22 protein-coding genes are annotated in these 24,958 nt (G+C 25.6%); 12 read left to right on the top strand and 10 right to left on the bottom strand.

The window, feature by feature from the left end; translation table 11 throughout:
• Positions 1 to 34: 34 nt before the first annotated feature.
• The 7 genes from BRSU_RS13110 to mnmL all read right to left on the bottom strand — a co-directional run bounded on the left by BRSU_RS13110 (position 35) and on the right by mnmL (position 10,804).
• Positions 35 to 3,091, bottom strand: a complete 3,057-nt coding sequence (locus BRSU_RS13110) for a tetratricopeptide repeat protein (protein ID WP_245158116.1) — start codon at positions 3,089 to 3,091, stop codon at positions 35 to 37.
• Between the two features lie 3 nt (positions 3,092 to 3,094).
• Positions 3,095 to 3,439: a hypothetical protein gene (locus BRSU_RS13115; protein WP_048596040.1), complete on the bottom strand. Its 345-nt coding sequence runs from the start codon at positions 3,437 to 3,439 to the stop codon at positions 3,095 to 3,097.
• 141 nt (positions 3,440 to 3,580) lie between these two features.
• Positions 3,581 to 3,940 carry a hypothetical protein gene (locus tag BRSU_RS13120; RefSeq protein WP_048596041.1) on the bottom strand — a complete coding sequence of 120 codons (360 nt, stop codon included), beginning with the start codon at positions 3,938 to 3,940 and terminating at the stop codon, positions 3,581 to 3,583.
• A gap of 294 nt (positions 3,941 to 4,234) precedes the next feature.
• The gene (locus tag BRSU_RS13125) at positions 4,235 to 7,009 is read right to left on the bottom strand and encodes a TreP protein (protein ID WP_048596042.1); all 2,775 of its coding nucleotides are present in this window, start codon (positions 7,007 to 7,009) and stop codon (positions 4,235 to 4,237) included.
• Positions 7,010 to 7,131: 122 nt separating this feature from the next.
• The gene (locus tag BRSU_RS13130; protein WP_048596043.1) at positions 7,132 to 7,560 is read right to left on the bottom strand and encodes a DUF3592 domain-containing protein; all 429 of its coding nucleotides are present in this window, start codon (positions 7,558 to 7,560) and stop codon (positions 7,132 to 7,134) included.
• A gap of 654 nt (positions 7,561 to 8,214) precedes the next feature.
• On the bottom strand, positions 8,215 to 9,396 hold the full coding sequence (locus BRSU_RS13135; protein WP_048596153.1) for a dicarboxylate/amino acid:cation symporter: 1,182 nt from the start codon (positions 9,394 to 9,396) through the stop codon (positions 8,215 to 8,217).
• A gap of 436 nt (positions 9,397 to 9,832) precedes the next feature.
• Positions 9,833 to 10,804: a tRNA modification radical SAM protein MnmL/YtqA gene (mnmL, locus tag BRSU_RS13140; protein ID WP_048596044.1), complete on the bottom strand. Its 972-nt coding sequence runs from the start codon at positions 10,802 to 10,804 to the stop codon at positions 9,833 to 9,835.
• Positions 10,805 to 11,025: 221 nt separating this feature from the next.
• On the opposite strand from mnmL, the gene BRSU_RS13145 reads away from it, so the two are divergent.
• A complete protein-coding gene (locus tag BRSU_RS13145) occupies positions 11,026 to 11,445 on the top strand; it encodes a DUF3592 domain-containing protein (protein WP_048596045.1) in 420 nt (139 codons plus the stop codon).
• 565 nt (positions 11,446 to 12,010) lie between these two features.
• Positions 12,011 to 13,510, top strand: a complete 1,500-nt coding sequence (locus BRSU_RS13150; protein ID WP_048596046.1) for a DUF2828 family protein — start codon at positions 12,011 to 12,013, stop codon at positions 13,508 to 13,510.
• A gap of 58 nt (positions 13,511 to 13,568) precedes the next feature.
• Here the strand turns inward: BRSU_RS13150 and BRSU_RS13155 are convergent, their stop codons facing one another.
• Genes BRSU_RS13155 through BRSU_RS13165 form a run of 3 tightly spaced genes read right to left on the bottom strand, consistent with a single transcriptional unit; the run spans position 13,569 to position 16,749 of the window.
• On the bottom strand, positions 13,569 to 15,068 hold the full coding sequence (locus BRSU_RS13155) for a sulfatase (RefSeq protein ID WP_048596047.1): 1,500 nt from the start codon (positions 15,066 to 15,068) through the stop codon (positions 13,569 to 13,571).
• A 29-nt stretch (positions 15,069 to 15,097) separates the two neighbouring features.
• Complete coding sequence (locus BRSU_RS13160; protein WP_048596048.1) at positions 15,098 to 15,415, bottom strand: hypothetical protein; 318 nt, start codon at positions 15,413 to 15,415, stop codon at positions 15,098 to 15,100.
• 32 nt (positions 15,416 to 15,447) lie between these two features.
• Positions 15,448 to 16,749, bottom strand: coding sequence for a PTS sugar transporter subunit IIC (locus tag BRSU_RS13165; RefSeq protein WP_048596049.1), 1,302 nt, complete (start codon positions 16,747 to 16,749; stop codon positions 15,448 to 15,450).
• A gap of 174 nt (positions 16,750 to 16,923) precedes the next feature.
• Here BRSU_RS13165 and BRSU_RS13170 point away from each other — a divergent pair, with 174 nt between their 5' ends.
• The 10 genes from BRSU_RS13170 to BRSU_RS13210 all read left to right on the top strand — a co-directional run bounded on the left by BRSU_RS13170 (position 16,924) and on the right by BRSU_RS13210 (position 24,906).
• A complete protein-coding gene (locus tag BRSU_RS13170) occupies positions 16,924 to 17,877 on the top strand; it encodes a sugar-binding transcriptional regulator (protein ID WP_048596050.1) in 954 nt (317 codons plus the stop codon).
• Between the two features lie 92 nt (positions 17,878 to 17,969).
• Complete coding sequence (locus tag BRSU_RS13175; protein ID WP_048596051.1) at positions 17,970 to 19,202, top strand: hypothetical protein; 1,233 nt, start codon at positions 17,970 to 17,972, stop codon at positions 19,200 to 19,202.
• A 166-nt stretch (positions 19,203 to 19,368) separates the two neighbouring features.
• Complete coding sequence (locus tag BRSU_RS13180) at positions 19,369 to 19,611, top strand: hypothetical protein (RefSeq protein WP_048596052.1); 243 nt, start codon at positions 19,369 to 19,371, stop codon at positions 19,609 to 19,611.
• 6 nt (positions 19,612 to 19,617) lie between these two features.
• A complete protein-coding gene (locus BRSU_RS13185) occupies positions 19,618 to 20,253 on the top strand; it encodes an ImmA/IrrE family metallo-endopeptidase (RefSeq protein ID WP_083997919.1) in 636 nt (211 codons plus the stop codon).
• A 151-nt stretch (positions 20,254 to 20,404) separates the two neighbouring features.
• Entirely contained in the window at positions 20,405 to 20,983 is a 579-nt protein-coding gene (locus BRSU_RS14535) for a hypothetical protein (RefSeq protein WP_157031497.1), read from the top strand.
• A 1-nt stretch (position 20,984) separates the two neighbouring features.
• Complete coding sequence (locus BRSU_RS13190; RefSeq protein WP_048596053.1) at positions 20,985 to 21,944, top strand: hypothetical protein; 960 nt, start codon at positions 20,985 to 20,987, stop codon at positions 21,942 to 21,944.
• A 215-nt stretch (positions 21,945 to 22,159) separates the two neighbouring features.
• Positions 22,160 to 22,528: a hypothetical protein gene (locus BRSU_RS13195; protein ID WP_048596054.1), complete on the top strand. Its 369-nt coding sequence runs from the start codon at positions 22,160 to 22,162 to the stop codon at positions 22,526 to 22,528.
• A gap of 316 nt (positions 22,529 to 22,844) precedes the next feature.
• Positions 22,845 to 23,888, top strand: a complete 1,044-nt coding sequence (locus tag BRSU_RS13200; RefSeq protein WP_048596055.1) for a hypothetical protein — start codon at positions 22,845 to 22,847, stop codon at positions 23,886 to 23,888.
• Positions 23,889 to 24,149: 261 nt separating this feature from the next.
• Positions 24,150 to 24,446 carry a hypothetical protein gene (locus BRSU_RS13205; protein ID WP_048596056.1) on the top strand — a complete coding sequence of 99 codons (297 nt, stop codon included), beginning with the start codon at positions 24,150 to 24,152 and terminating at the stop codon, positions 24,444 to 24,446.
• A 76-nt stretch (positions 24,447 to 24,522) separates the two neighbouring features.
• Complete coding sequence (locus BRSU_RS13210) at positions 24,523 to 24,906, top strand: hypothetical protein (RefSeq protein ID WP_048596057.1); 384 nt, start codon at positions 24,523 to 24,525, stop codon at positions 24,904 to 24,906.
• The last annotated feature ends 52 nt before the right edge of the window (positions 24,907 to 24,958 follow it).

Below are 24,958 nucleotides of genomic sequence, written 5' to 3' on the forward strand. Positions count from 1 at the left end.
AATTAAATCGTTTCAGTATATATAAAATTTATGATTATGAGGAACGAGGAAGTTTCTTTATTATTTGAAGATACTTAATAAATCTTCTTATCTTTACATTTCTTTTATTTATGTTCAATGCTTTTTTGTAATAGTCTAAAGAATTATTGAAATACTCATTTACTTCTCTGTGTTTTTTATATTTAAAATAATAGCATATTCCCAGATTAAAATAAATTTCATAATTATTTTTACCGTAATATTTATTTTCTATAGACATATTATAATTGTATATTGCTCTGTCTAAATATTCTTCATCTGGTTTATGTTTTTTATATAAAAGTAAATATATATCTCCCATCAATGAATAGGCTTCTATATTTCCAAGTTTAACAGAACATACAAGATTATCAAAAGCATTTTCTATAAAATACATTTTTGAAGTCTTTTCAAATAAATGTTTTAATATTAAGGCTCTATTATAATTGCATTTAGGATATTTAGGATTTATATCCAAAACTCTGCTGTAGCAATGAAAAGAGTTTACAGCGTATTCATAATTTTTAGTTTTTAAAAATATTTTATAATGCAGAATTCCCATATCAAAATAATAGTCTATATTATTTTTTTCTATATTTATTATATATTCCAAATAAAATAATGAGAATAATGCATACTTTATTCTTTTTGTAATATCAAATAAATGTTTAAAAAAATCTATGCATAATCTTATAGAAAATATATCTATATTCAAACTACTTAAGCATTTACCAGCCTTTATAAGATATTTATTATTTTTATGAATATCATACATAACATTATTTAAAATAAATAAATATTTATTTGCAAGTATTCTATTTTCATGCATAAGATTTATATACTTATCGAAATAATCATTTATTATAATTTTATTATCATATTCACTAAATAATAAAAAATAAATGCTGCTTAATTTTTTATAAATAGTATCTATGCCTACACCAAGATTTAAAGCTTCATTATAATAATCTAAACATTTCATTATATATTCATATTTAGTTTCTTTATCAAAATCATTATTATGAATTTTTAAATTGTATATATCTCCCAATCCTTCTAATGATATCAATGATTTTTTATTATTATATAGTACAGTTTCAAAACAGGATAAACTATTATTAAATATTTCTTCAACATTATAATTGCTGTAAAGATTATTATATAAAAAACCTAAATTCTCTTTTGCAATATAATATGTACTATCAATATCAATAGCTTTAAGATAATTTTTTTCTGCTGATTGATAATTTTCAAAACTGCTTTCAAGTAATTGTAAATGATGAAGAATGGCTAAATTATAATATAATGTTTTATCATATTCATTTATTTCCAAAGCATAATTTAAATTTTCTAAAGCGGTATTAAAATATTTTATATCTTTTTCTACTTTGTATGCTTCATAATAAAGTATTGCTTTTTGGGATAAATTTTTTATATCATATCTAAAACTGTTAAAATGTTTTTCTATATATGATAGAGATAAATTAAAATATTTATTGCTGTTATGATCTTCAATATATTTAAGTCTGTAAAGATCACTTATTGCAATAAGAGAATTTGAATGGCTGAAAAATAATAATGCCTTATTAAAAAATTCATCTCTCAAATTATTATTTGAGCTTGAAAAATTATCTTCCAAACTATTGCTGTATAAAAAATGATAAAAACATCCTAAATTATAATTCATATAATAGCTTAATGTATTATCATTATTTAATTGCCCGTCATTTAATAAAGTTTCATAATCATTAATAACAAATTTAAAATAATTTACATCATCAAAATAGCAAAATGCTAATCTATATAATTCAAATCTATTAATATATGTGTAAAGATAATCACAATCTATGGCAAGTGCTTTATTATAATAAAATAAAGAATTATTAAAATCATCTTTATTTTTAGTTATTGAAAATTTGCATTCATATATATAAGCAATAGAATTTAATATATCAATATCATCTGTATATAAATGATTGAATGCTGATAAAGAAGCGTTGAAATATAATTCATCTCCCGTATTTTTATAGCATAATATATAAAGATAGCCAATAAAATAATAAGCATTATTATCTGTATCCTTAGCCTTATTATAATAATTCATAGCAGAAGAAAAATCTTCATCGTTTTTAGTTAAGCCGTATCTTATGCTGTAGACATATCCTAAAAGATTATATAATATATTATTAGAATTATTAATATCTTCTATCTTTTTTAAAACTGAAACAGCATCATCAGAAAATTGTATGTACTTACTATACTTAAACATAATGGTGTGTAAAAAGCCAACATTAAGTAAAATATCAATATCATTAGAGGAATAATACAAATCTATATAATAATTTATAGAAAGTAAATAATAGTCAGGGTTTTTAGTATGAAGAAATTCTTCTTTATATAATTTAGCTACATGCTCTAAAGCAAACATATTGTCATGATCAAAATCTAAAATTTCTAAATACACTTCTGCGGCAATATTGAAATGCTTTTCTTTTTCAGCATTTGAATATTTGGATTTATATAATGAGAAAATATTATAGCTTAAATTTATATCGCTGCCTATTGTATTCAATACTTCTTTATAATAGTCTAATGCCTTATTAAAATAATTATTATTTTTAGTTCTTACATATTTTATATGATTTAGTATAGCTAAAATAAAATAGCTAATTTCATTATTATGATGAATTATTCTTTCTATATGATCAGACACTATATCATAATAGATATCATCATAATCATAAATATATTTAGTATAATATAGAAATGCGGCTTTATTTCTTGCATATATATTACCGCTGTTTTTTATGAGTATTGAATTTATACTTCCTATAACATTTTCAAAACTTTCATTATCTCCATTATAAGCACATTCATCTATATAGGAATCTATTAATAATTGAAGTATAGCAGTATCATTATATTTAATATTTAATCTTTTATCATTTTTTAGTTTTTCAGTAAAATTATAAAAGAATGAATCATTATTTTCTAATGTTTCAAAATCAAGTTTTTTGAGAAGTGAAAGAGCAGAATCTGCTTTCATATTATGAATAAAATTATAATGATTCATATACTAGTTTTCTGTTTTTATTTTATTATATTCCTGAAGAAAATCATTGGCTATTTTTTTTAATTCTTTATTATATTCTATATTTAATTGTATGCTTTCATCTATGATTTTTTGATTTCTTTTTTCTTTGCACATTTCTATATCTATTTTGATTTTTTCTATACTAATTTTTTGTTTTAATTCATGAAATTTTGGCTGATATTTTTCTTTTAACTTTATTATTTCCTGTAATTGTTTTTCTGTTAAACCTTCTGCATTTATAATAAAATAATCATAATTATCATACGGACAATAGTAAGAAAATAAAAAAGATGAAAAAATAAATAATAATGCAGCAATTTTTTTCATAATTTATCCTCAAAAAATAATTACTGCTTATATTATACATGTAAAAGCAATTTATTGAAATATAAAAAATGATTTTATATAAAAAAAGGAGAGATAATTAATCCCTCCTTTAGTAAAATATGGTTTTATTTATCATGTGAGTTATTTGTTATTTTTTATTTCATTATATTCCTGAAGAAAATCATTGGCTATCTTTTTTAATTCTTTTGCATATTCCATATTCAATTTTAGCGAATTATTGATAATAAGTTCATCGGGATTTTTTTTAGACATTTCCAAGTTTATTTTAGTTCTTTCCAAATACATTTTTTTTCTTAGTTCTGAAATTTTAGGCTGATATTCGCTTTTTAATACTATTATTTCATTTAATTGTTTTTCGGTAAGTGAATCTTCATTATAAATAAAGTAGGTATAAGGTTCATCAGTACAATAATAATTTTCAGCAAATAATGATATAGATAATATAACCGTAATAAAAAGAACCATAATAATGCGTTTCATAGTTTTTGCTCCTAATACTAACTTTTAATTTTATAATTAGACGAATTGAATAATTAAAAGTTCCCAAATATTTAAAATATTTTAAATTTTATCGGCGGTGTGAAGATATTCAATTTAAATATAGCTAGGGTGGGTAGCAAAAAAATCTAATTAGGCAGCATAGAAATAAAAAATATAAATTGCATATTATGGCTATAAATATAAATGGCGGGGTAGTGTAAATATATTTTTAAACCTAATTAAGCAAAACGCCATTTTAATTTTTTGTTTATTTTTATTAATGTACTGCTTGCTTTACCAAGACATTTGAAGTCCAAAGCCTATATATAAATCATTTAAAGTAGGATAATTTCCTATTACACTTTTATCTAAACTTGTTGGAAGCCTTAAAGCTAATAATATATAAGGTTCGCCTGTTACAATATTCTGATATCCTGATACTGGAATGCTGGCATCAAATCCTACTTTTAAAGCTGCTGAATGCATATATTCTTTTGAGTAATAAGTAAATCTATATGAAAGAGAACCGAAGAAATTATCAAAATATATATGGCTCAAATTAAAATGCGAACTCAAATATCCTAAAAGCTCCACATCGCCGCCTAAAAAATAATTTGATTTATATTTTTTATTCTGAACATAAGCGTAAAACTCTTCAGGTGCTTTTACTTCGCTTGATCCAAATACTGTAGAAGCACCATCGAATGCAGTATTAGTATCAAAAGCATAAGAACCATAGAAACTAGCTCTTATAGGTACATATCTAGTTTGAAACTTTGTACTGAAATCTATAGCAAATTTATTGTATCTAATAGAGTATTTAGGTATAACAGTAAGATTTACTAAATCATCTCTATAAGGCTTATCAGTTTGTACTCTAAATATCATTGAAGCTTTTAAAGAAACATTTAATGTCCAAGAAGAATATTTCCAATTAAATGCTGCTGATGCATTAGTTTGAGGATTAACAAATTCAGAAAATAAAGCTCCTGAAACCGAAGGCTCAAGCATAAAATATAATTTATCGCTTTCAGTATTTAGCATAAACTGCATAGCAAGATAAGAGTTTAATCTCCAATAGTTATGAGTAGAATATACTACATCGCTTTTAAATCCAAAGTATAAAGGGTAAAGCAATTTAAAAGAAGTAACAGTTAATTCAGTCTGTAAAAAATTAGAAGGTATATCATATCCAATCCAAATTGAAGCAATATTATCAGCAGAAGGTGAGGCTACCACAGATAATATACCAAGCCCATTGATAAAAAATGGGAAAGTATCGCTCATTTGAGGCAGAGGCACCCACATAGCCCAAGGCTTAAAATATTTAAAACCATTATAATTACCAAGCTCCATTTGAGGAGTAAATTCATATTTACTTATTGTTTTGTCAGTATATGCGAAATTTTTTGTTATGAATGTATTATCAAAATATTTCATAAGCCTGTCAAATTCTGAGAATCTTCCTCTATAATAAACACTTCCATTAGCATAGGTTGGAGATAAAACTCCGCCTGAATAGTCTTTAGTATAAAGCTTCATTTGATTATTATTTAAATCAATTTCACCTAATTTATAAAATCTGTCATTATTATTGTATGAGAAAAGAAGTTTATTATTCGAATATCTTAAAGTTCTTACATAATTTAAAGTATTATCTTTTGTATCAATATATCTTAATGATTTATTATTATAATTGAATATTGCTATATGTTTAATTCCGTTTTCAGTAACTATTAAAGCTATATTATTATCATCTATAACAGTAGGAGAACTATATCCGAAATTATCATTAGCCTGTAATAAAATTTCTTTTTCATTATTTTCGTTTACATATATTAAAATAGAGTTATGCAAATCTTTTGACACACCTATAATACCATTTCTAAAATATCTTGCATACTGCATATCAAACCATTTTCTTTTAGTTCTAGTTCTTTTATTTAGATCATATTCTTTAACTATATATTTATAAAGTCCCCCATTAAACATATAAGAAACTATTAAAGCATAATTGCCGTCTTTTGATATATCCAAGCTTTCAGAATATTGATCTATTAAGAATTCTAATTTCAAATCTTTTTTATTGTTTTGATAGTTTCTTTTTTCTTTGTAGGAATATAAAGCTCCTATATCTCCGTCTATATAATAAACTGTATCATTATAAGAATTAACATCATTTATAAAAGTTTTTTTATTATTTGCTATTAATTCTTCGCTTGGATTAACATTTTCTAATGCTAATGAATTTTGGAAGTCTGCCCATACTTCTATAAATTCCATTCCATAAACTTTCTTGAAAGCTCCGTAAACTCCTGAGTTATAAATAAGAAATGAAAAGCTAAGACTAGTCTGCATTTTTTTCCAAAACTCTGTATATTTTTCCATTCCGAATCTATCTTGTAAATATTTTGAGAATAGTCCGCCGTATTCATAATAAACATTTCCATAAGGGCTTTTAGTCCAAACATAAGAAGCTTGAATAGGAGTTCTGAAATTTCCTTCAAATATATCTTGCCTTAATCTTTGCTTTACCAAAGGATCATTAGCACGTCCGAAACCTGTTAAACTTTCCATGCTCACAGGGGCACCCTCAATCATAAAAGGCATAGCATTAATATGCACAAATGAAGCCCAATTGCCCAAAACTTTTGTGGAAAGTCCTGTATTTTCTGAGGCCATAGAAAGTAAATGTGTAAGTTCATGTATAAATGCTGTTTCAAAGTTATTATTATAGCTTGTAAGATTTTCATCCATATTTGTATCATATAGTATTAAACTTGAATACGGTATTATCATAGCCACTGAATTAAACATATTTATATCTGGTGTTATTGTTATTGGAATTTTTCCTGCTACTGTGCTATTTAAAATTTTTGAATACTTTTCATATATATCATCAGCTACTTTTGCTAGATTTTCTGCTGTTCTTCTTGATTCTATAGGAAATATTATTTCAAATTTTTTTGTTTGTATAGTATATAGTTTTCTAAATGGTTTAAAAACTTGCGGATAGAGATTAGCCGCTATAATTAATATTAAAGTAAAATATAGAAGAAGTCTTTTCATAAATAATTGGATGATAGTATATTATAGTTTAGCATTTTTGCAATAAATTGTTATATATAACTTGATTATAATTAAAAAAAAAATTTAAGAAATAAAAAATATAAGATTTTAGACTTAAATCATCATAATCGATATTTATTTTTATTTACAATATAAATTCCAAAATAAATTATTAGCAATCCTATAATAATGCTTAATATATAAGAAATACTATCAGAAAATGGAAGTTTTATTTTTTGTGGTTCATCAGGATCATACCATAAAGGTAATTCATCGCCTACTTTTCTAAATGGATAATGACTTCTTAAAGTAGCATATAATGTTCCATGATTATCAGCTTCATAGCTTATTACCATTGTTTTTTCATATCTAGTTTCTCCAGATTTATATATCCTTTTTCTTCTATCACACTCTTCAACTACTCCTACAGTATGAATATAATTTTTTGTATCAATAAAAGAAAACAATCCTGCTACACCATTCAAAGTTAAAACTATTCCTGCAAAATATATTGCTATTATTTTTATAATTGAAATTTTTTTTCTATTCATTATTAAAACTCCAATATTATTTTTTATTAAAATAACTTTGCATTCTATTTAATTTGATATTGTTTTTTCATTAATAAAATTGATAGAAAGTATATTATAATTTTGATTTTTTTCAAATACCTACGCACGGTAAATATAATATATACATAATTTACATTAATTTATTTTTTATTATTCAATATATTAAATTTATTTTTACGTGCGGTAAATGCATTTTTAATTTAAAAAAAAAACTTGGGTGGGCGTTTACAAATTCTATTTTTGTAATAAAGAAGTTAAAGTTTTAATGTCAAATTTAAATTATAAGGATAGAGGGTGGGCAAATGTAATCAAACTTTAAAACTTTTATTACATACCCCGCCCTTTAAAATTTATTGCTTTATTTTTCATTTTAGCATTAATTATATTTAAAGTATTATTATGAAATAAAACCCCCACCCAAGATTTAATTAGATTTAAAAATATTTTAACCGCACGATAAATGCATCTTTATATATTGTTTAAATTATGATTCAAATTTTTTTATGTTTAGAATTATCTTACCGTGCGTATAATGAAATTTTGTATTTTTTGTTAATACAAAATACAAAAATAAGCAAGCTTAAAATTAAGCTCGCTTATTTTTATAAAAAGATAGGAGAAATATTTTATAACTTAGCTGATATTTTCTTTTTTAAATATACCCTGAAGTATTAAGGCTAAAGCACCATCTCCTGTAACATTACATGCAGTACCGAAACTATCTTGTAATGCAAATATAGCAAGTATCAAAGCCGTACCATCATCATTAAATCCTAAAACAGAAATTATTATTCCCAAAGATGCGACTACAGTTCCTCCAGGTACACCAGGAGCACCAACCGCAAATATACCAAGTAATATAACGAATAAAATCATAGTACTAACAGCAGGAAGCTGACCGTATAATATTTTAGATATAGTCATAACAAAGAAAGTTTCAGTAAGTACAGATCCGCATAAATGTATAGTTGCTCCCATAGGTATTGCGAAGTTTACAATATCTTTATCTAATGCATCAGATTTGCTTGCACATTTTAAAGCTACAGGCAAAGTTGCAGCAGATGACATAGTACCAACAGCGGTTAAATAAGCCGGACCATAATGCTTGAATACTCTTGCCGGATTTTTCTTTGATACAATACCAGCTATAGAATATAAAACTGTAAGCCATATAAAATGTCCTACTATTGCTATGACTATAATTATTAAAAATACAGGTATACTTTTAATTATAGTACCTTCATATGATAAAGTAGCAAAAGTAGTTCCTATATAAAATGGTAATACTGGTACTACTACATTATTTACTAAAAATAATATTATATTATTAAGTTCATCTAGTAGATTTTCAAAGTATTTTGATTTAGTTTTTATAACAGCTACTCCTCCGCATATAGCCAAGAATAATGCAGTTATTACAGGAAATATTGGGTTGATATCCAATTTGAATATTATTTCAGGAAGTTCTTTACCGCCTGCAACATTTGAAGCTATATTTAAATTAGGAATTATTATATATCCGGCAATAGTGGCAAATAAAGCAGCGCCTACTGAAGAAAAATATGCAAGTGCTAGAATAACTCCAAGCATCTTATTTGCTTTGCTTCCCATTCTAGTAATAGCAGGAGCAATAAAGCCCAATACAATTAATGGAACCATAAATGATATTACTTGATTAAGTACATATTTAATAGATTGTATGACATTAATTACAGCCTCATTACATATCATGCCTATTACAATACCTAAAGCTATGCCTATTGCTAGTTTTATTAATAGGTAGTCTTTTTTAGCTTTTGGTTCTAGATCTTCCATAAAAATATCCTCAAAATTTTTATTATTATAAGATAGTATATTCAATTTATATGCATTTGCAAATAAAATTAAGTTTTTAATAAATTTTTTTATTTTAATTAATATATTATATTTTAAAATTATATTAAAAAAGCTTGATAAAAATTTGTTTTTCATATATAATGTTATTCTGTTTTTATACGGGGGAATGAGGGTGAAAGTCCTTCGCTGGCACGCAACCGTAAAGTTTAATTTATCAATACTAAATTAACGAAGTCGGATTACCCGCTAATAAATAATCAGTCGAGTGCACTAGATTATGTTCTAAACTTGCGCTCCTATTATTAATTACTTTAAAAATGATTATAACAATATAAATTTGATTGATCTCTTATACATAAATAAACCAAATATCTAAAACTAGGCAGGAGTTAATTTTTTAATTCCTGCCGTATTTTTAAAAAATATAGTTTATACCTTGAATGATATTTTTTTCTTTCATTCTTTTTGTTATTAGATTTATTATTTCGCCTTTAGATTTTTTCCATTTTGGAGCGATTAAACTATCCCCTAAACTATCACCCATTAAACGAGCTATTATAATATCTGACCTTGTAAAAGAAATTGCATCGCTCATTAAATCTATATAAAAATCTTCGTCTAAAGTTGGAAAATTATAATCTCTATACATATTTTCAAAATAAGAATCTTTTACTATATCAAGCTGATGAAATTTTATAGCATCAATTTTTAAAGCAGATACATCTTTAACAGTTTTTATCATATCATATTTGCTTTCCAATTCTATTGTTTTTTTGTCATCATCATTAAATTTTTTAGGCAGTCCGAATATTATATGAGTGCATATTATTATATTACTGTAATCACTTTTTATATGATTTACCGTTTCAGCAAATGATTTGTAATCATGGCCTCTATTAATAAATTTTGAAGTTTCATCATTAGAAGATTGAAGTCCCATTTCAAGCCAAATTTCCTTACCAGATAAGTAAGATAAATCACTAAGTTCTTTCAGTACATCATCTTCAAGCATATCGCTTCTTGCTCCGAACATTAAGCCTACACATTCATCAAAATGAACTAACTTATTAGCATATTTCAAAGATTCTTTGGAGGCTAATGGAGATAATGGTGTGCCTAGCTGAAAATATCCGTAGAATTTTTGATATCTTCCTTTATAGTTTTTTAATCCGTTAATCCATTGATTATTAATATCTTCTTCTGCTACATAAGGCGGCTTATAGCTATTTAAATTACAGAATCTGCACCCTCCATCATTAGCTTTATGAGCACATCCGAAATCTGTATCTATAGAAATTTTTCCTACTTTCACTCCGAATTTATTTTTTACATAATCAGAAAATGAATAGTAATTTTTATTATTTTGTTTATTATCTTTGTTTTGCATACTTCTTTTAGTATAGCATAAATTTTCAAAACTGAAAGTATTATAATTTATATTGATTTTTAGTTTTTATATGTTAGAATCCTGATATAAATTTAGGCAGTAAATACATTTTTATGAAGAAAGAATATTTTTAGTTTTTTGATAAATTTATTTCAAAAGATAATGTGTTTATTAAAGCAATAACAAAAGTAAAATTATTAAAAAATAGTGTGTGGGTAATAATGAATAGAAAAAAAATTTCAATTATAGAAAAAATATTAATATATTCTGTAGGAATAGTTTTAACTTTTGATGGGGTAGTAGGATTCTTTTCTTTTATTAATACAAGAAATTATATTCATACTGTAGGAGTGGTTGAAGAGTTAGATAGAAAAAAAATAGTATATAACCCTAGAAAAATTGGATATAAAAAGGTAATGGTAATAAGATATGAAACTGATAATCATGGAACATTATATGCTACTTTAAGAAGTCATTATCCATTTAGAAAAGTAGGAGATGAATTGCCTTTATGGTATGATCCTGATGAACCAAAAAATATAAAACTTCCTTTTTCTGATAGTATTTCTTATATATTAAGCATTGTTATAGGAGTGCTAATAATTTATTTTGGACTTTTTATTGTAAATAAAAATAGATAGCTATATTGCTGTTATTATATAAAGTTTATATTTTTAGCTTTATGATTAAGTATATGATATTTTTATTTCTTAAATTTTTTAAATTATAATTAATATATAACAGTTTATTTATATTTGAGAATTTAATATACATATTTTCTGAATTTCTTAATCCTGATATATGTTTAGTATGCAAAATATTATTAAGATACTGTTTACCGATATAACAGGTTAGTTTTATATTAGACTTGCTGCAAATTTAGATAAGAATCTAACTTCAAATTATTTTATTTTCAAATGTTATGGCGGCATTTTATATTGACAAAATTGATACTAAATAATAAAATAAAAAGCAGATCCCAACAGCAAAATAATATAAATCCATAAAGACTGGGTTAAATGGAATCTAGTTTTTTATTTTGAAATAATATTTTTTAGACACGAACAGCAATTTAATGAAGTTGGTCATAAGAAGGTTCAAATCCTTTAGCCATTTTTAATGGTGTATATCGTGTCTAGTTTTTTAATTCTATGCTTATATATTTAATAGGCATAGAATATTTTTTATTATAGGAGAATTAATTTTATGTCTTTTTTAGATTTGCTTAAAAATTCTTTTAATAAAACTTATACACAGAATTTTGCTGATACTAATATTTCATCATTAAGCAGTGTAATAGATTTATTTGCCACTATGGGAGCAAGCAGATTAAAAGAAGATGATGAATTATTAAAATATTTTATAGATGCTTGGAGAGAAAGTCCTGAACTTACAGCTAAATCTATAATGTATTTAAGAGATATAAGAAACGGCATCGGTGAGAGAGAAGTTTTCAGAAAATATATTAATATTATGATTAAACAAAATCATACTCTCACTGCAATAGAAATTTTAAAAACTATACCAGAGCTTGGAAGATGGGACGATATTATTTATATATGGTATGATAATAGAGAAAATAAAAATATTTCTGACTTTACAAAAAATATAATATTAGAGCAATTAGAAAAAGATAAAACTACTGATAATGTTTCGCTTCTTGCTAAATGGCTTCCTAGTGAAAATACTTCATCAAAAAATACAAGAAGCATTGCAAGAGAATTAATAAAACTTTTAAATATAAACACTAAAGAATATAGAAAAACTTTATCTACTTTAAGAAAGAAAATAAAAATAATAGAAAATAATTTAAGAGAAAAAGATTATACATTTAATTATTCTTCAGTTCCTTCGCTTGCTATGAGAAAATACTCAAAAGCATTTATTAGAAATGATGAAGAAAGATATAATAATTTTTTTGAAGATGTAAAGTCAGGAAAAGTAAAATTAAATACAAGCGTCTTAACTCCTTTTGATGTTATAAGAGAGATTTTAGACTGTGCCGAAGAAGATATAGATTCAAGAAAAGAAGAATTTGATTTAACTTGGAAAAATCTTCCAAATATTTTTGGAGATAATAATTTAAATGCAATAGTTGCATGCGATGTATCTGGAAGTATGGGAATGGTTTTGAATGGTGAGCCTTTAATATGTTCTGTGGCTTTGGGAATATATATAGCGCAATTAAATAAATCTGCATTTCATAATCATTTTATAGATTTCTGCGGCAATTCTAAAATGCATGACATATCAAATATAGATAATATTGTTGATATAGTTAATTATGTTTTAAGATCATCTGTTGATTACAGTACAAATATAGATTCGGTATTTAAAGTGTTGCTTGATACTGCTGTAAAAAATCATGTACCTAATGAAGAACTTCCTAAATATATAATAATAATTTCTGATATGGAATTTAATCAATGCGAATTGAAAAATAAAACTAATTTTGAATATTGGAGAGCAATATTTACTGAAAATAATTATAAGCTTCCTAGAATAATTTTCTGGAATGTAAACTCATTAAGCAGAATAATGCCTGCTTTAAAAAATGATGATGTATTATTTGTTTCTGGAAGAAGTCAGAATGTTATAAAAAATATAATCAATATAGACAAATACGATTTAACAAATCAAGATGAAATATCAATGCTTTTAATACTTGATACTTTGAAAGATTATAGTATTGATATAAAGGATTAATTTTTATATGGAGTTATGGAATCCTTTATTTTAAAGTACTCTATAACTCCATATATTACTAATTATTTAATTCATCAGACAAACCTATTCTATCATATTGTTCTTTTGGTGAATCATTTTCCTTCATTTTTTTTATTAATAATTTTTTGTATTTATTTTCTAATGTTTCATCTTTAATAGGATTAAGCTGATTTGGATCATTTTCTATATCAAATAATAAATCACCATATTTTGCTACATCATATTTTTCTTTGGATTTTATTTTTAAGACTTTGCATCCTTTGGTAAAAGAAAATCCTTCAAATAATTCTGCTGTTTTTAATTCATCAACTGTAAATCTTTTATTCATATGCATTGGCATTAAAGTATAATTATATATATCATCTTTTTTATTTTTTAAAGCTGACTTCATATATATATATTTTCCATCGCATATGTTTACATGTCCGCTGAATACTCCAAATATTATCTCATCTCTTAGTTTTTCATTATTTCTTATGAGATTCAATATATTTTTACCCTGCATATCTTTAGGAACAGGCAATCCAAAAAAATTTAATATTGTAACAGGCCAATCTATTATTTGAACTAATTCATCTAATGTTTTTTCTTTTAATTTGCTAATAGGATCATATATAAAAAATGGAGTATTAGCTATTTCATTATAATATGGCATAGTGTTTTTTCCCCATTTATCATGTTCTCCCAATAAGAATCCATGATCAGTACCCAATATTAATAATGTATCTTTCCACATATCATATTGATCCATCATATCTAGAATTAAACCTAAATTATAATCACACATTGAAATCAATGCTTTATAATGTTCTATACAATGTTCAATTTCTTCTTTAGTTTGTGAAGCATCGCCTCTAGGCCAATCAAAATGTTTTCCATTATAGTTTTTATTTATAAACATTTCTACATATGAATCAGGTATATAAAAAGGTTCATGCGGGTCAAAGGTTTCTATTTGCAACAACCAATTATCAGAATTATGATTTTTTTCTATGAAGTCTCTTCCCAATTTAAATGTTTTATTTTGAGGAAAATCTTCAAAATTTTTAATGTATTTTCTATTTACCCAATCATATCTCCAAAGAGCAGATTCTTTATCAGCATCATTGCTTTTAGGAACCATAACAGTTTCAGGTATGTCTGGTCTTTTTACCTCTCCCTTCCAATGATCTCCTTCTTGTCCTCTTACCATTTCAAAACTGCTGTATCTTGTATGGAAAGTAGCTCCTCCATCTTCAAAATAATGCAAATGGTCGCTTATTAAATGAGTGTATATACCATTATTTTTTAAAATTTCAGGCATAGAATCATCAAATGGTTCTATAGGTCCCCATTCTCTATGCAAGAAGTTATGTCTTCCTGTATGAAGTTCTCTTCTAGCTGGAATACATGGCATTGATCCTATATATGAATTTGAAAATTTTATTGCTTTTTTAGCTAGTCTGTTGAAGTTTGGCGTATCAATTTTTGAATCTTTATTATACGTCTGCAAAAATTTTTTATTCAAACTGTCAAAAAAAATTATTATAGCTTTCATATAAAACCTTTATTTATATTTTATTTAAATCAGCTTTTAGCATCAGGATATTTTTCAAGAACTATTTTCTCTATATCTTTTGCTATAGTTTTACCATCCATTATATTAACTATTTCTAGCACATCTTTATCAGAGTATGATTTTAAATCTACTCCTTCAGCTAATTTTTTTGATATGCATATAATATCAGACCAGTCTTTAAATTGACTCATTTCACCTACAGAAGTATGTTTTAATTCTGAGGATATAGAACATGCATTTAGAGCTTTTTTTACAACAGTTTCTGATATAGCACTGCTTCCAACTCCATAACCGCATACAAATAAAATATTTATTTTGTTTTTCATATTTACTCCTTTTTGTTATTTAAATAAATTTTTTAATTTATAAAACTTCCTATTAATTTAATTCCTTCAGTAATTAAAGGCCATACAGTAGCAAAATCAAACATACCGCTCCAACCAACTCCGCTAGGATATGCCATAAGTTTGATAGCCCACACTGTACCAAAAGTTTGTATCATACCTAAAAGAATAGAACAAACTATAATTGATTTTATTCCGCCGTATTTATTTGCAACAACTCCGATAGGACCGCCTGAGAAAAATAAAGGTACAAATCCTGGAAGAACCATTATAGGACTTTTTATAACTAATAGTATTATCATAGATATTATAGTTCCTATAGTAGTGAATATAAATCCTAAAGTAGCGGCATTTGGAGAAAAAGGTAATATTGCCGCAACGTCTATAGCAGGTATTGCATTAGGAACTATTTTTTCTTGTATACCTCTGAATGCTGAAGTTAATTCTCCAACCATCATTCTAACACCTGTTAAAAGTATAACCATATTCATAGAGAAATTAATTCCTATCATTATTATATATATAAACCAATTAGTGCCTTTAGAAATTTTTTCTATACCATCTATTCCAAGAGGTATCATAAATGCCCCTACAAATATTATCATTATAACTGCTACAGAAACAACATTATTATTAAATACGCTTAGCCATCCAGGAAGTGTTAATTTTTCAGCATCTTCTTTTTCAGGATCTCCAAATAAATGAGCAAATTTTGAGAAGAACCATATACCAATCTGCTGGTTATGACCAATAGTAAATCCTGATCCTCCAGTTACTTTTTCAACAGCATCAAATGCTATAGTTGTAGAATAAGCCCAATATATACCAACTAGTATTCCTGATACAATAGTAGAAAATATACTTCCTTTTCCTAAGTATACTAAAACTAACCATAATATAGCTTGAGAATGAGCTATGCCAGCATTTCCAGTTAAAAATACACCTTTTGCTTTAGTATATTTACCGAAATATACTAATACGATATTTACAATAAATGCTATTAAAAAAACGTATCCAACTAAACCAAAATTAGATCCTAAAGCTTCTTGAGTAGCTGATTTCATGGCATAAGAATCCATTATATAACCGGATACTCCAAAATTATTATTTATAGCTTCGGTAATAGGTTTGAATAATCCTGTAAATTGGTTTCCTCCAAATATAACTAGGCTAATTCCTACCATAGATGTGATAGTGCCTGTTATTACTTTTACAGGTTTTTCTTTTAATGCTATATATCCAACACATATTAAAGCACCTATCATTATTACAGGAGATGTTAGTAATCCATTAAGAATGTTTTTTAATATTTCCATTTGAAAATGCTCCTTAATTAAATGTATTTTCAGTATAGTAAGTATTATAAATGTTGTCAATCAAAAATGATATTTTTCACATAATTATACTTTTTTAGAATAAAAAATGAAATTAATTGCAGTTTTGTTATTTTTTGAATATACTATATATATGATTAATTTTTGGAGGCATATATGAAAGATGAAAAATTAATTAGATTAATAGAAGTTGGGGAATTATATTATATTAAGAGGTATTCTCAAGTTCAAATATCTGAAATGTTTGGTTATTCTAGGTCTAAAGTATCTAGGATGTTAAAAAAATGTTTGGACTGCGGTATAGTGGAAATTAATATAAATTATCCGCTAGATAGAGTAAGTTTTTTAGAAGAGAGAATTAAAACACATTTTTCACTTAAAGATGTATTAGTATTAAAAGATTATTATAGTCAGGAATATTTATTGCAAAAAAGATATTCAAAAATGGCATCAAATTATTTAATTAAATTAATAAAAAATGGAATGAAAATAGGAATGGGATCAGGAAAAACATTGTATAGAATAATAGATAAAATGAGATATGTAAAGAAGAAATCTGTTAATATAGTACAATTAAAAGGCATGGCTCATCAAGAAAAAAATTATAAATATGATTCTCCAATCTTAATTAGGTATTTATCAAAAAAGTTAAATGCTAATTATAATTTATTATACTCCCCATTATATATAAGAAATGAGATGGCAAGGAAGTATATTTGTGAAGATAAATTAATAGAAAAAACTTTGAAAGAAGCAAAAAATGTGGATATAGTTTTAACCGGTATATCAGCTATAAAATATAATAATCCTAATCTTTCATCATGGTCTGGGTATTTAGAGAAAAATGAAATAGAGTTAATGAAATCAAATAATTTATCAGCATGTATGCTTGCTCATTTTATAAAAGAAGATGGTACATTAATGAATCCTGATTTGGAAGAGTCAATAATTGGAATTAGTATAGAAGATTTAAAAAATATTGACAATGTTGTTTTATGTGCTATATCAAAAAATAAGGCAAAATCAGTATTAAGTGCTTTAAAGACTAATGCTATAAATACATTAATAACAAATGAAGAGTTAGCAAAAGAATTAATATCATATTTATAATAGTATCATTAATAAAAACTTATAATCACTTATATTTTTTATTATTAATATAAAGATTAATTTTTTAATATAAGTTAAAAAGGTTTTTATTTATGCAAAATATAGAAAATAAACAGTCACAAATAGAAAAAATTATTGAAGAATATGATAATAAATTGAAAGATAAAAACAGAGAGATAGAAAAATTAAATGATGAATTAAACAGAGTATCTACTAATAATTATAATTCAGGCATTCCAAATGTGATATCAAATAGGGGAGATGAAAGCGATGATTTTTCATTTCCTCATAAATGGGCATTAACTTGTAAGAGAATGGAGAACTCTATTTATCTTGAGCCTATACTTCAGTTTTACAGAGGAGTTTTTAATTCTTTTAATTATTTTGTAGAGAAGCCAAAAGAATGCGAAGATAATGAAAAAGTAAATAATGCATATAACTTTTTTATAAGCCAATTTGAAAGAGCAGGCGGACTTAAAAACTTAATAGTTAATGTTTCTTATAATGCATTAGTTTACGGCTTTTGTTTTTTTACTCCTAAATTAGAAGTTCTGCCTGCTAGGGCTTATGGATTTAAAGGAAGACTTGACGGTTTAAAAGGATTTAAATATTATGATCCTTCTTCAATATACAGATTCAATTTTGATGAACAAGACAGCGATGAAATAAAAAGTATAAGCATTATAAAAAGACATAAAGAAATTTTTAATGGTTCTTATGATGAAGCTAGTATTATAGATATAGATTTTGATTTAGCTTTAGCAGGATATGCAAGTTACGGAAGCATTGAAGGCGATGTTATAGGTAAGCCATTTTTATACAGTGCATATTCACTTTGGCAGATTTTAGAATCTATGGATAATAGTTTCAACCGCAATTTAAAAAATATAGGAGAGCATAGTTTTAATTTTATAGCAAACACTGAACTTAATGATTCGAAGCGTAAGGAGGCAGAACGTGAGATAAGAAATTTTATAAATAACGGCGGCGGAATTTTTATTTCTAAGTACGGAAAGATTGAAAAAATAGAAAGTATTGATGCTAATGAATGGTATAATTTTAGAGACAGCATGCTTTCAGCCTTATTTAAAAATAAAGGTGTAGATATTAAAGCACTTGGTCTAAACAAAGGAGCTACTAAATCATTAGCTGAACTTACTCAGGACAATGCACTTCTTATGGCAAGTGATATAGTGTCTGGTATAATCAATTATATAAATAATAGTTTTATTAAAAGATATTTTGATTTGAATTTTAAAAGTTTAAGACTGTCAGGACAATGCGATTATTTTAGGATTTCTCATTCTGTAATAGCAGAAAAATAATTTATAATCATTATGTAATTATATACTAAATATTATTAATATTTCATTTTTATATGTATATACACTTGTTAATTATAAAATTTGAATATACTATATTTATATATGAATTACTTTCTAAATTTTAAAATTTAATAATATTTCTAAAATACATTTTAAGGAGGCATTTATGGCAGTTAAACTTTTCAGTAAAGAAGAATTGCAAAAATGCACTACAGAAAAAGAAGTAGATGCATATTTTGATTCTTTGGGTATCGATGAAGAAAATTATGAACAAAAAATAAATGCTTTGACTGAGGCTTTAGAATCCCAACAGATTAAATGTTTTTCAGAAACTTCTTTAAAAAATAGATATAAAGATATATTAAGTATATTTTTAGATGAAGAAGTTAGAATGTATAGGGGATTTTAATTTGACATGGATAAATTAAATTTACAAGAAATAGCTGACAGATGCGGATATAATAAAGTTTATAATGAGGCAAAAAAACAATCGATTTTATTAAATAGTTTGCAGAATAATTTAATAGATAGTCTTATAAATAGATATATAACAAAATCTTTACTTTCACATTGGAAAAGTGCAGTAGAAAGTATAGTGTTAGAAACAAGACAATATAAATTTAAAAATTTCTGCAGAGAAACTTCATATACAAATCCAAAAGTAATAAAAATAATGAATGTGGCACTTTATAAAATATTCATAAAAGAGAAAAAGCTTTTTGAATATGGATATACTTTAAAAGATAAATATAATTGGGTTGATGTAATTGTTATAAATGAGGAAATGAGTATTAAAGAAAAAAGATGTGTGGTTGCTCATGAACTGGCACATATAATCATAGATAGGATATTAAAAGAGAATATAGATATAATTCCTAATATGGATTTTGATAATCTTAATGAGGAAGAATTAGCAAATATATTAATGTGCTATATACTTTTAGATAAATCATTTTTTTATAAAAATGCACAATTTGAAGATTATGTAATTACAGATGTTTTAGATTTGAAAGAATTAAGAAACAGCATATTAAAAAAATATAGAAAATAAATTGTATTAAATAAAATTAAAATAAAAGGCTTGGTATTAATTTACTGAGCCTTTTTTATTTTGCAAGAACTTATAATCACTTATATTTTTTGTTATAGGTATAAGAGATATGATAAATAATCTCTTCTTGATTAGAACATTAAATTAAATAATGTTAGGTACTAAACCGCACATATTTTTGGATTTGTATAATGATAAGTATTACCGTGCGGGATGCCAGTACGGCGAGTACTTTTTTGCTATAGATATAGAGATAATAAATAATCTCTTCTTGATTAGAACATTAAATAAAATAATGATTTGTATTAAACCGCACATATTTTTGGATTTGTATAATAATAAGTATTACCGTGCGGGATGCCAGTACGGTGAGTACTTTTTTGCTATAGATATAGAGATAATAAATAATCTCTTCTTGATTAGAACATTAAATAAAATAATGATTTGTATTAAACCGCACATATTTTTGGATTTGTATAATAATAAGTATTACCGTGCGGGATGCCAGTACGGTGAGTACTTTTTTGCTATAGATATAGAGATAATAAATAATCTCTTCTTGATTAGAACATTAAATAAAATAATGATTTGTATTAAACCGCACATATTTTTGGATTTGTATAATAATAAGTATTACCGTGCGGGATGTCAGTACGGCGAGTACTTTTTTGCTATAGGTATAGAGATAATTAAAAATCATTTCAATATAATTAATATTTTAAGGAGATAAAATGATTAAAAAGAAATATAAAATTTTAGGTGATAGTTTCAAGCAGTATATACCGCTTTCAAAAAATACTTTTGCTGAAACTAAAACTAATAAAATTACAGAGAAAAATATTGATGAGCTAATCAAATCATTTGAAAAAAGCAGAATAGAAATATTTGTCTATAAGGGACATAAAGAAGATGAGGAAAGAGAGGCTATTGGAAAAGTTGTAAGTTTAGAAAAAGATAATGAGGATGTGGGACTTTATGCTGTTATAGAATGGTTTGATGATAGTATAACAGAGAAAAAATCTTTTTATCCTTCTATTGAGATGGTTGGAAAAAAATCTTATGAAGATGAAAATTTTATTTACTGGGAAAATTGCGAAATCAAAGCTGTTGCTGCTGTAGAATATCCTGCAAGCCGTAATGTTGATTTGCTTTGTGCCAGTGCAATTATCAGTAATGAAGAAAACATTAATGGAGAGTATATGCAAAAATTAAAAAATGTATTAGAAAAATTAATTAGCGAAGAAAAAGAAATAGAAAAGCAAGCAAGAGATGAGTTTGTTTATTTGTTTAGAAATGATGAAGAGATTCAAAATATTATTATTGATATGATAGTGAAGAAATTAAAAGAGGATAATTCAAAAGAGAATGATAAATCAAGCAATGCATATAAACAAAATTTAAATAATTTAGATAACGGAAATAAAGAATTAAATCTATCAGCTATAACTTACGGAGATTGGTGTAATGAATATGCAGAGAGTCAGAATGCTGTAAGATGTTCTTCAAAATCAGAAAGCTCTACATTTATAAAGGCAAGAAAACTTTTCAAAGCAGGATTAAGCAAAGAAGAAATAATGTCAATAGTAAGAAATGATTTAGTACCTATCGGAGTAGGAGGCGGAGAGAAAATTAATTTATCAGCATTAAGCGAAGAAAACAAATACAGCGAGATAGCAAAACTTTTTAAATGATAATTATAAATATTAAAGTGTGACATACATTATACATTGCTTTACACATTTGATGTAATAAAAAGTAATCAGAGAGTTATTATTAAAAAAGGTTGGCGAATATTGTATATAGCAAGTGTTCACATTAATAAATAATGGTGAGCCGAAGCCCTTGACTTAATTTATTAAGTCAAGCCTCAAGGCGAAGGCGAACCTAGCAATAATAGGAGTCTATAGTGGCACAAGGTTCTATAATAAAAGCTGGTATTCATAGCGATGAAGCTAATTTACCAAAAAGAGGATTTCCTATATCAATAAAAGATAATAATGGGAAAGGCGTTTTTTCACTTTATAGTGAAGGTTCAGTATTTGTAGGAGTTGCTTTGGAAGATGCATTCTCTTGTAAAGAATTCGGATTAAAGCCAAATACAATATCAGTATGCTATGAAGGAATAGTGAATGCAGTTGTAGCTGAAAGTGTTATAGCTGGTGATATTGTAACGGCATCAGATAAAGGATTCAAAAAATCATTAGACGGACATGGAGTAGGAATAGTTATAAGAGGCGGAAGCAATTATGCAGAGATACTTTTAAAAAGTTTATAATATTAATTTCTTATAACTTATTAAATATAGTTTTTTATTTTTTATATATCTAAACAACTATATTTTATTAATTTTTTATTGTTCTTTTTCCCACCGCACGCCATAGGCGGACAGCATCAAAGAACCAGACGAAGTCCGCCTGCGGCGAAAGTGCAAATATAAAATTAGAATTTATTATATTGAGTATTTTATATTCATAGCTAATTATTATTTTTTAATATAAAAATAAGTCTTTTTGTTTCTTGCTGTATGTGGGATGTGCCTGCGGCGTGTATAACCAAAGGTACTTAAAATTTAATTTATAAAGGATTCAAATATGAGTATGCCTAATTTACAAAATATACAAAATAAACTTTTTCCAATAATCAATAGAGAAATGCCTAGATATATGGGACAAACTAATTTCGTAAGTAAATATATACCAGAAATTTTTGTCGGTGTTTCTCAAGGAGCTATTGGAGGCGATTTAGATAATACCGCTTTCAATTTAAAAAATATGTATGGCGGTACTTCATTGGGAGATTTAAATATTTTCAATGAGTATCCTAAACATGAGGCCAGAGTTTTTAAAATGGAGCCTGAAGAATATTATATTGGAATAGATATTAACAGAATAGAGGAAATCAATGAGCTTTATGCAAGAGATGAGAAAAAAGCAGGAGAAGAAATTTTAAATTATATTGCACAAAAACTTGTTTCAAGACTTGGACTTTTAAGAGAAAGAAATTTAGCGGCAAAAGTTACAGATGCAGAACTTTACGGAAGCACAAACACTGTTGATTTAACTGCTAAGCCAATAAGTACTTGGACAGAGGCTGATATTGATAATTTCTTTTCTTCATTTATAGATTTAGCAAAATATTTGAATTATGCTGTAGGCGGAAATTTATTTAATGATAAAATGGAGCTTCAGGATAATGGACAGAAACTTTATATAGTTATTCCAATAGATGTATATATAAAACTTCAAGGCTTATTCAGATTATTTTCTAATTATATATCAATGATAGGAAATGATGCTAATGGAAAATATAAAGCATTCAGACCAGATATTTTTAATGCAGTAACAAGCGGAATTACTGTTGTAGGAACTGCATTCAGAGTTGCTGATGATCATGAAGTTGATCAAAAGTATCAATTAGAAAATCTTACAGATATATGGACAGGCTCATCAATTTATATGTTTACAACTTCATCTAATATATTAGATATGGCTTCAATAAAAGAGGTAGTATATTTAAATCATGATATAAGAGAGGTTGATATATTAGGCAATAATTTGTGGAGAACAAGAACAAAGAGATGCACAGTAGCTTCCAACCCTTACGGCTTCTGCAAAATAGATTTGAGCTTGTCTTAACAATTATATTTTGTCAAAATAAGTTTTTAAATTTTAATGTTTGCGGGGACTAGCCCCCGCACCCCCAGTTCTTTTATTGGTATAAAAGAACCAAAAGAAGTGCATTTTATATAAATTATCATTTGAAAATAATTTAAATATATATTTTAAGCTTCAATTATAAATTATGGACTTGCTATTTATATGGATTATAGTATTGCGTTTTTTGGTACTTTTTTGAGCGACAAAAAAGTACATTAATAAATATAATTAAGAGGCTATATGTCAAAGAAATCTTTATTATTCTTTTTAGAAAACAGTATTACAAATAAAGAAATAAAAGCTAATGATTATGTTGTATCAAGAGTGGGTTATTTCTTTAGAGATGTGCATGAGAGAAGATGCAAACTTATAGTGGAAAGCGATTTAAATATATCTTTAAGCGATTCATTTTTGATTATAAGCAAAGAGGAAGCAGAGGAGCTTATAAGAGAAAAGATGAAGCCTAATGATGTAATAAATTATCTTAAAGAAGAAAACAAAAAATTAAAAGAGAAAATAAAAGAGCTTGAGGCTTGATTTATTTTTTATGTGCTGTCTTAAATTATATTTCATTATATTTGAGACAGTACATTAAAACTAAAAAGGAATTAATATGCAGGAATATATTTATGAGCCTGATATAGATTATTTTAAAAGCATATTTAAAATGTTCAACTATGATGATATTGATACAGAATTTTTAAAAGAGCAGCTTAAAAATTATACTATTCAATTTAGAAGAATGATTTTAAATATGAATTATACAGAACCTACGGAAGAAAACGGACTTCCTTTTATATCTATAAAAAATTATATATGCTATGAAGCAGCGAGACTTTTAACAGTTAATTTTGTTTCAAACAGCGACTTAATAAATTTTATACGTACAGAAAGTTTGCGTTTAAAAGAGCTTGCTATAAAAGATTTATCAAGTATTGTAGTTGGAGAAAATAGTTATAACAGTGTTCGTTTGGACGGCGATATAAAGAAGCCTTAGTAAATGATTTTAAATTTTATAATTACATATAAAACATAATTAGTATGGTTAT

The sequence above is a fragment of the Brachyspira suanatina genome (assembly GCF_001049755.1).
In the GTDB taxonomy this organism is placed as follows: domain Bacteria; phylum Spirochaetota; class Brachyspiria; order Brachyspirales; family Brachyspiraceae; genus Brachyspira; species Brachyspira suanatina.

What these genes read in the sequence shown, in the direction of transcription:
- BRSU_RS13170 (WP_048596050.1), top strand. Translation starts at nt 16,924, where the DNA reads ATGAAAGATGAAAAATTAATTAGATTAATAGAAGTTGGGGAATTATAT.
- BRSU_RS13185 (WP_083997919.1), top strand. Translation starts at nt 19,618, where the DNA reads ATGGATAAATTAAATTTACAAGAAATAGCTGACAGATGCGGATATAAT.
- BRSU_RS13120 (WP_048596041.1), bottom strand. Translation starts at nt 3,940, where the DNA reads ATGAAACGCATTATTATGGTTCTTTTTATTACGGTTATATTATCTATA.
- BRSU_RS13135 (WP_048596153.1), bottom strand. Translation starts at nt 9,396, where the DNA reads ATGGAAGATCTAGAACCAAAAGCTAAAAAAGACTACCTATTAATAAAA.
- BRSU_RS13190 (WP_048596053.1), top strand. Translation starts at nt 20,985, where the DNA reads ATGATTAAAAAGAAATATAAAATTTTAGGTGATAGTTTCAAGCAGTAT.
- BRSU_RS13200 (WP_048596055.1), top strand. Translation starts at nt 22,845, where the DNA reads ATGAGTATGCCTAATTTACAAAATATACAAAATAAACTTTTTCCAATA.
- BRSU_RS14535 (WP_157031497.1), top strand. Translation starts at nt 20,405, where the DNA reads ATGTTAGGTACTAAACCGCACATATTTTTGGATTTGTATAATGATAAG.
- BRSU_RS13125 (WP_048596042.1), bottom strand. Translation starts at nt 7,009, where the DNA reads ATGAAAAGACTTCTTCTATATTTTACTTTAATATTAATTATAGCGGCT.
- mnmL (WP_048596044.1), bottom strand. Translation starts at nt 10,804, where the DNA reads ATGCAAAACAAAGATAATAAACAAAATAATAAAAATTACTATTCATTT.
- BRSU_RS13150 (WP_048596046.1), top strand. Translation starts at nt 12,011, where the DNA reads ATGTCTTTTTTAGATTTGCTTAAAAATTCTTTTAATAAAACTTATACA.
- BRSU_RS13210 (WP_048596057.1), top strand. Translation starts at nt 24,523, where the DNA reads ATGCAGGAATATATTTATGAGCCTGATATAGATTATTTTAAAAGCATA.
- BRSU_RS13160 (WP_048596048.1), bottom strand. Translation starts at nt 15,415, where the DNA reads ATGAAAAACAAAATAAATATTTTATTTGTATGCGGTTATGGAGTTGGA.
- BRSU_RS13205 (WP_048596056.1), top strand. Translation starts at nt 24,150, where the DNA reads ATGTCAAAGAAATCTTTATTATTCTTTTTAGAAAACAGTATTACAAAT.
- BRSU_RS13110 (WP_245158116.1), bottom strand. Translation starts at nt 3,091, where the DNA reads ATGAATCATTATAATTTTATTCATAATATGAAAGCAGATTCTGCTCTT.
- BRSU_RS13175 (WP_048596051.1), top strand. Translation starts at nt 17,970, where the DNA reads ATGCAAAATATAGAAAATAAACAGTCACAAATAGAAAAAATTATTGAA.
- BRSU_RS13165 (WP_048596049.1), bottom strand. Translation starts at nt 16,749, where the DNA reads ATGGAAATATTAAAAAACATTCTTAATGGATTACTAACATCTCCTGTA.
- BRSU_RS13130 (WP_048596043.1), bottom strand. Translation starts at nt 7,560, where the DNA reads ATGAATAGAAAAAAAATTTCAATTATAAAAATAATAGCAATATATTTT.
- BRSU_RS13145 (WP_048596045.1), top strand. Translation starts at nt 11,026, where the DNA reads ATGAATAGAAAAAAAATTTCAATTATAGAAAAAATATTAATATATTCT.
- BRSU_RS13180 (WP_048596052.1), top strand. Translation starts at nt 19,369, where the DNA reads ATGGCAGTTAAACTTTTCAGTAAAGAAGAATTGCAAAAATGCACTACA.
- BRSU_RS13155 (WP_048596047.1), bottom strand. Translation starts at nt 15,068, where the DNA reads ATGAAAGCTATAATAATTTTTTTTGACAGTTTGAATAAAAAATTTTTG.
- BRSU_RS13115 (WP_048596040.1), bottom strand. Translation starts at nt 3,439, where the DNA reads ATGAAAAAAATTGCTGCATTATTATTTATTTTTTCATCTTTTTTATTT.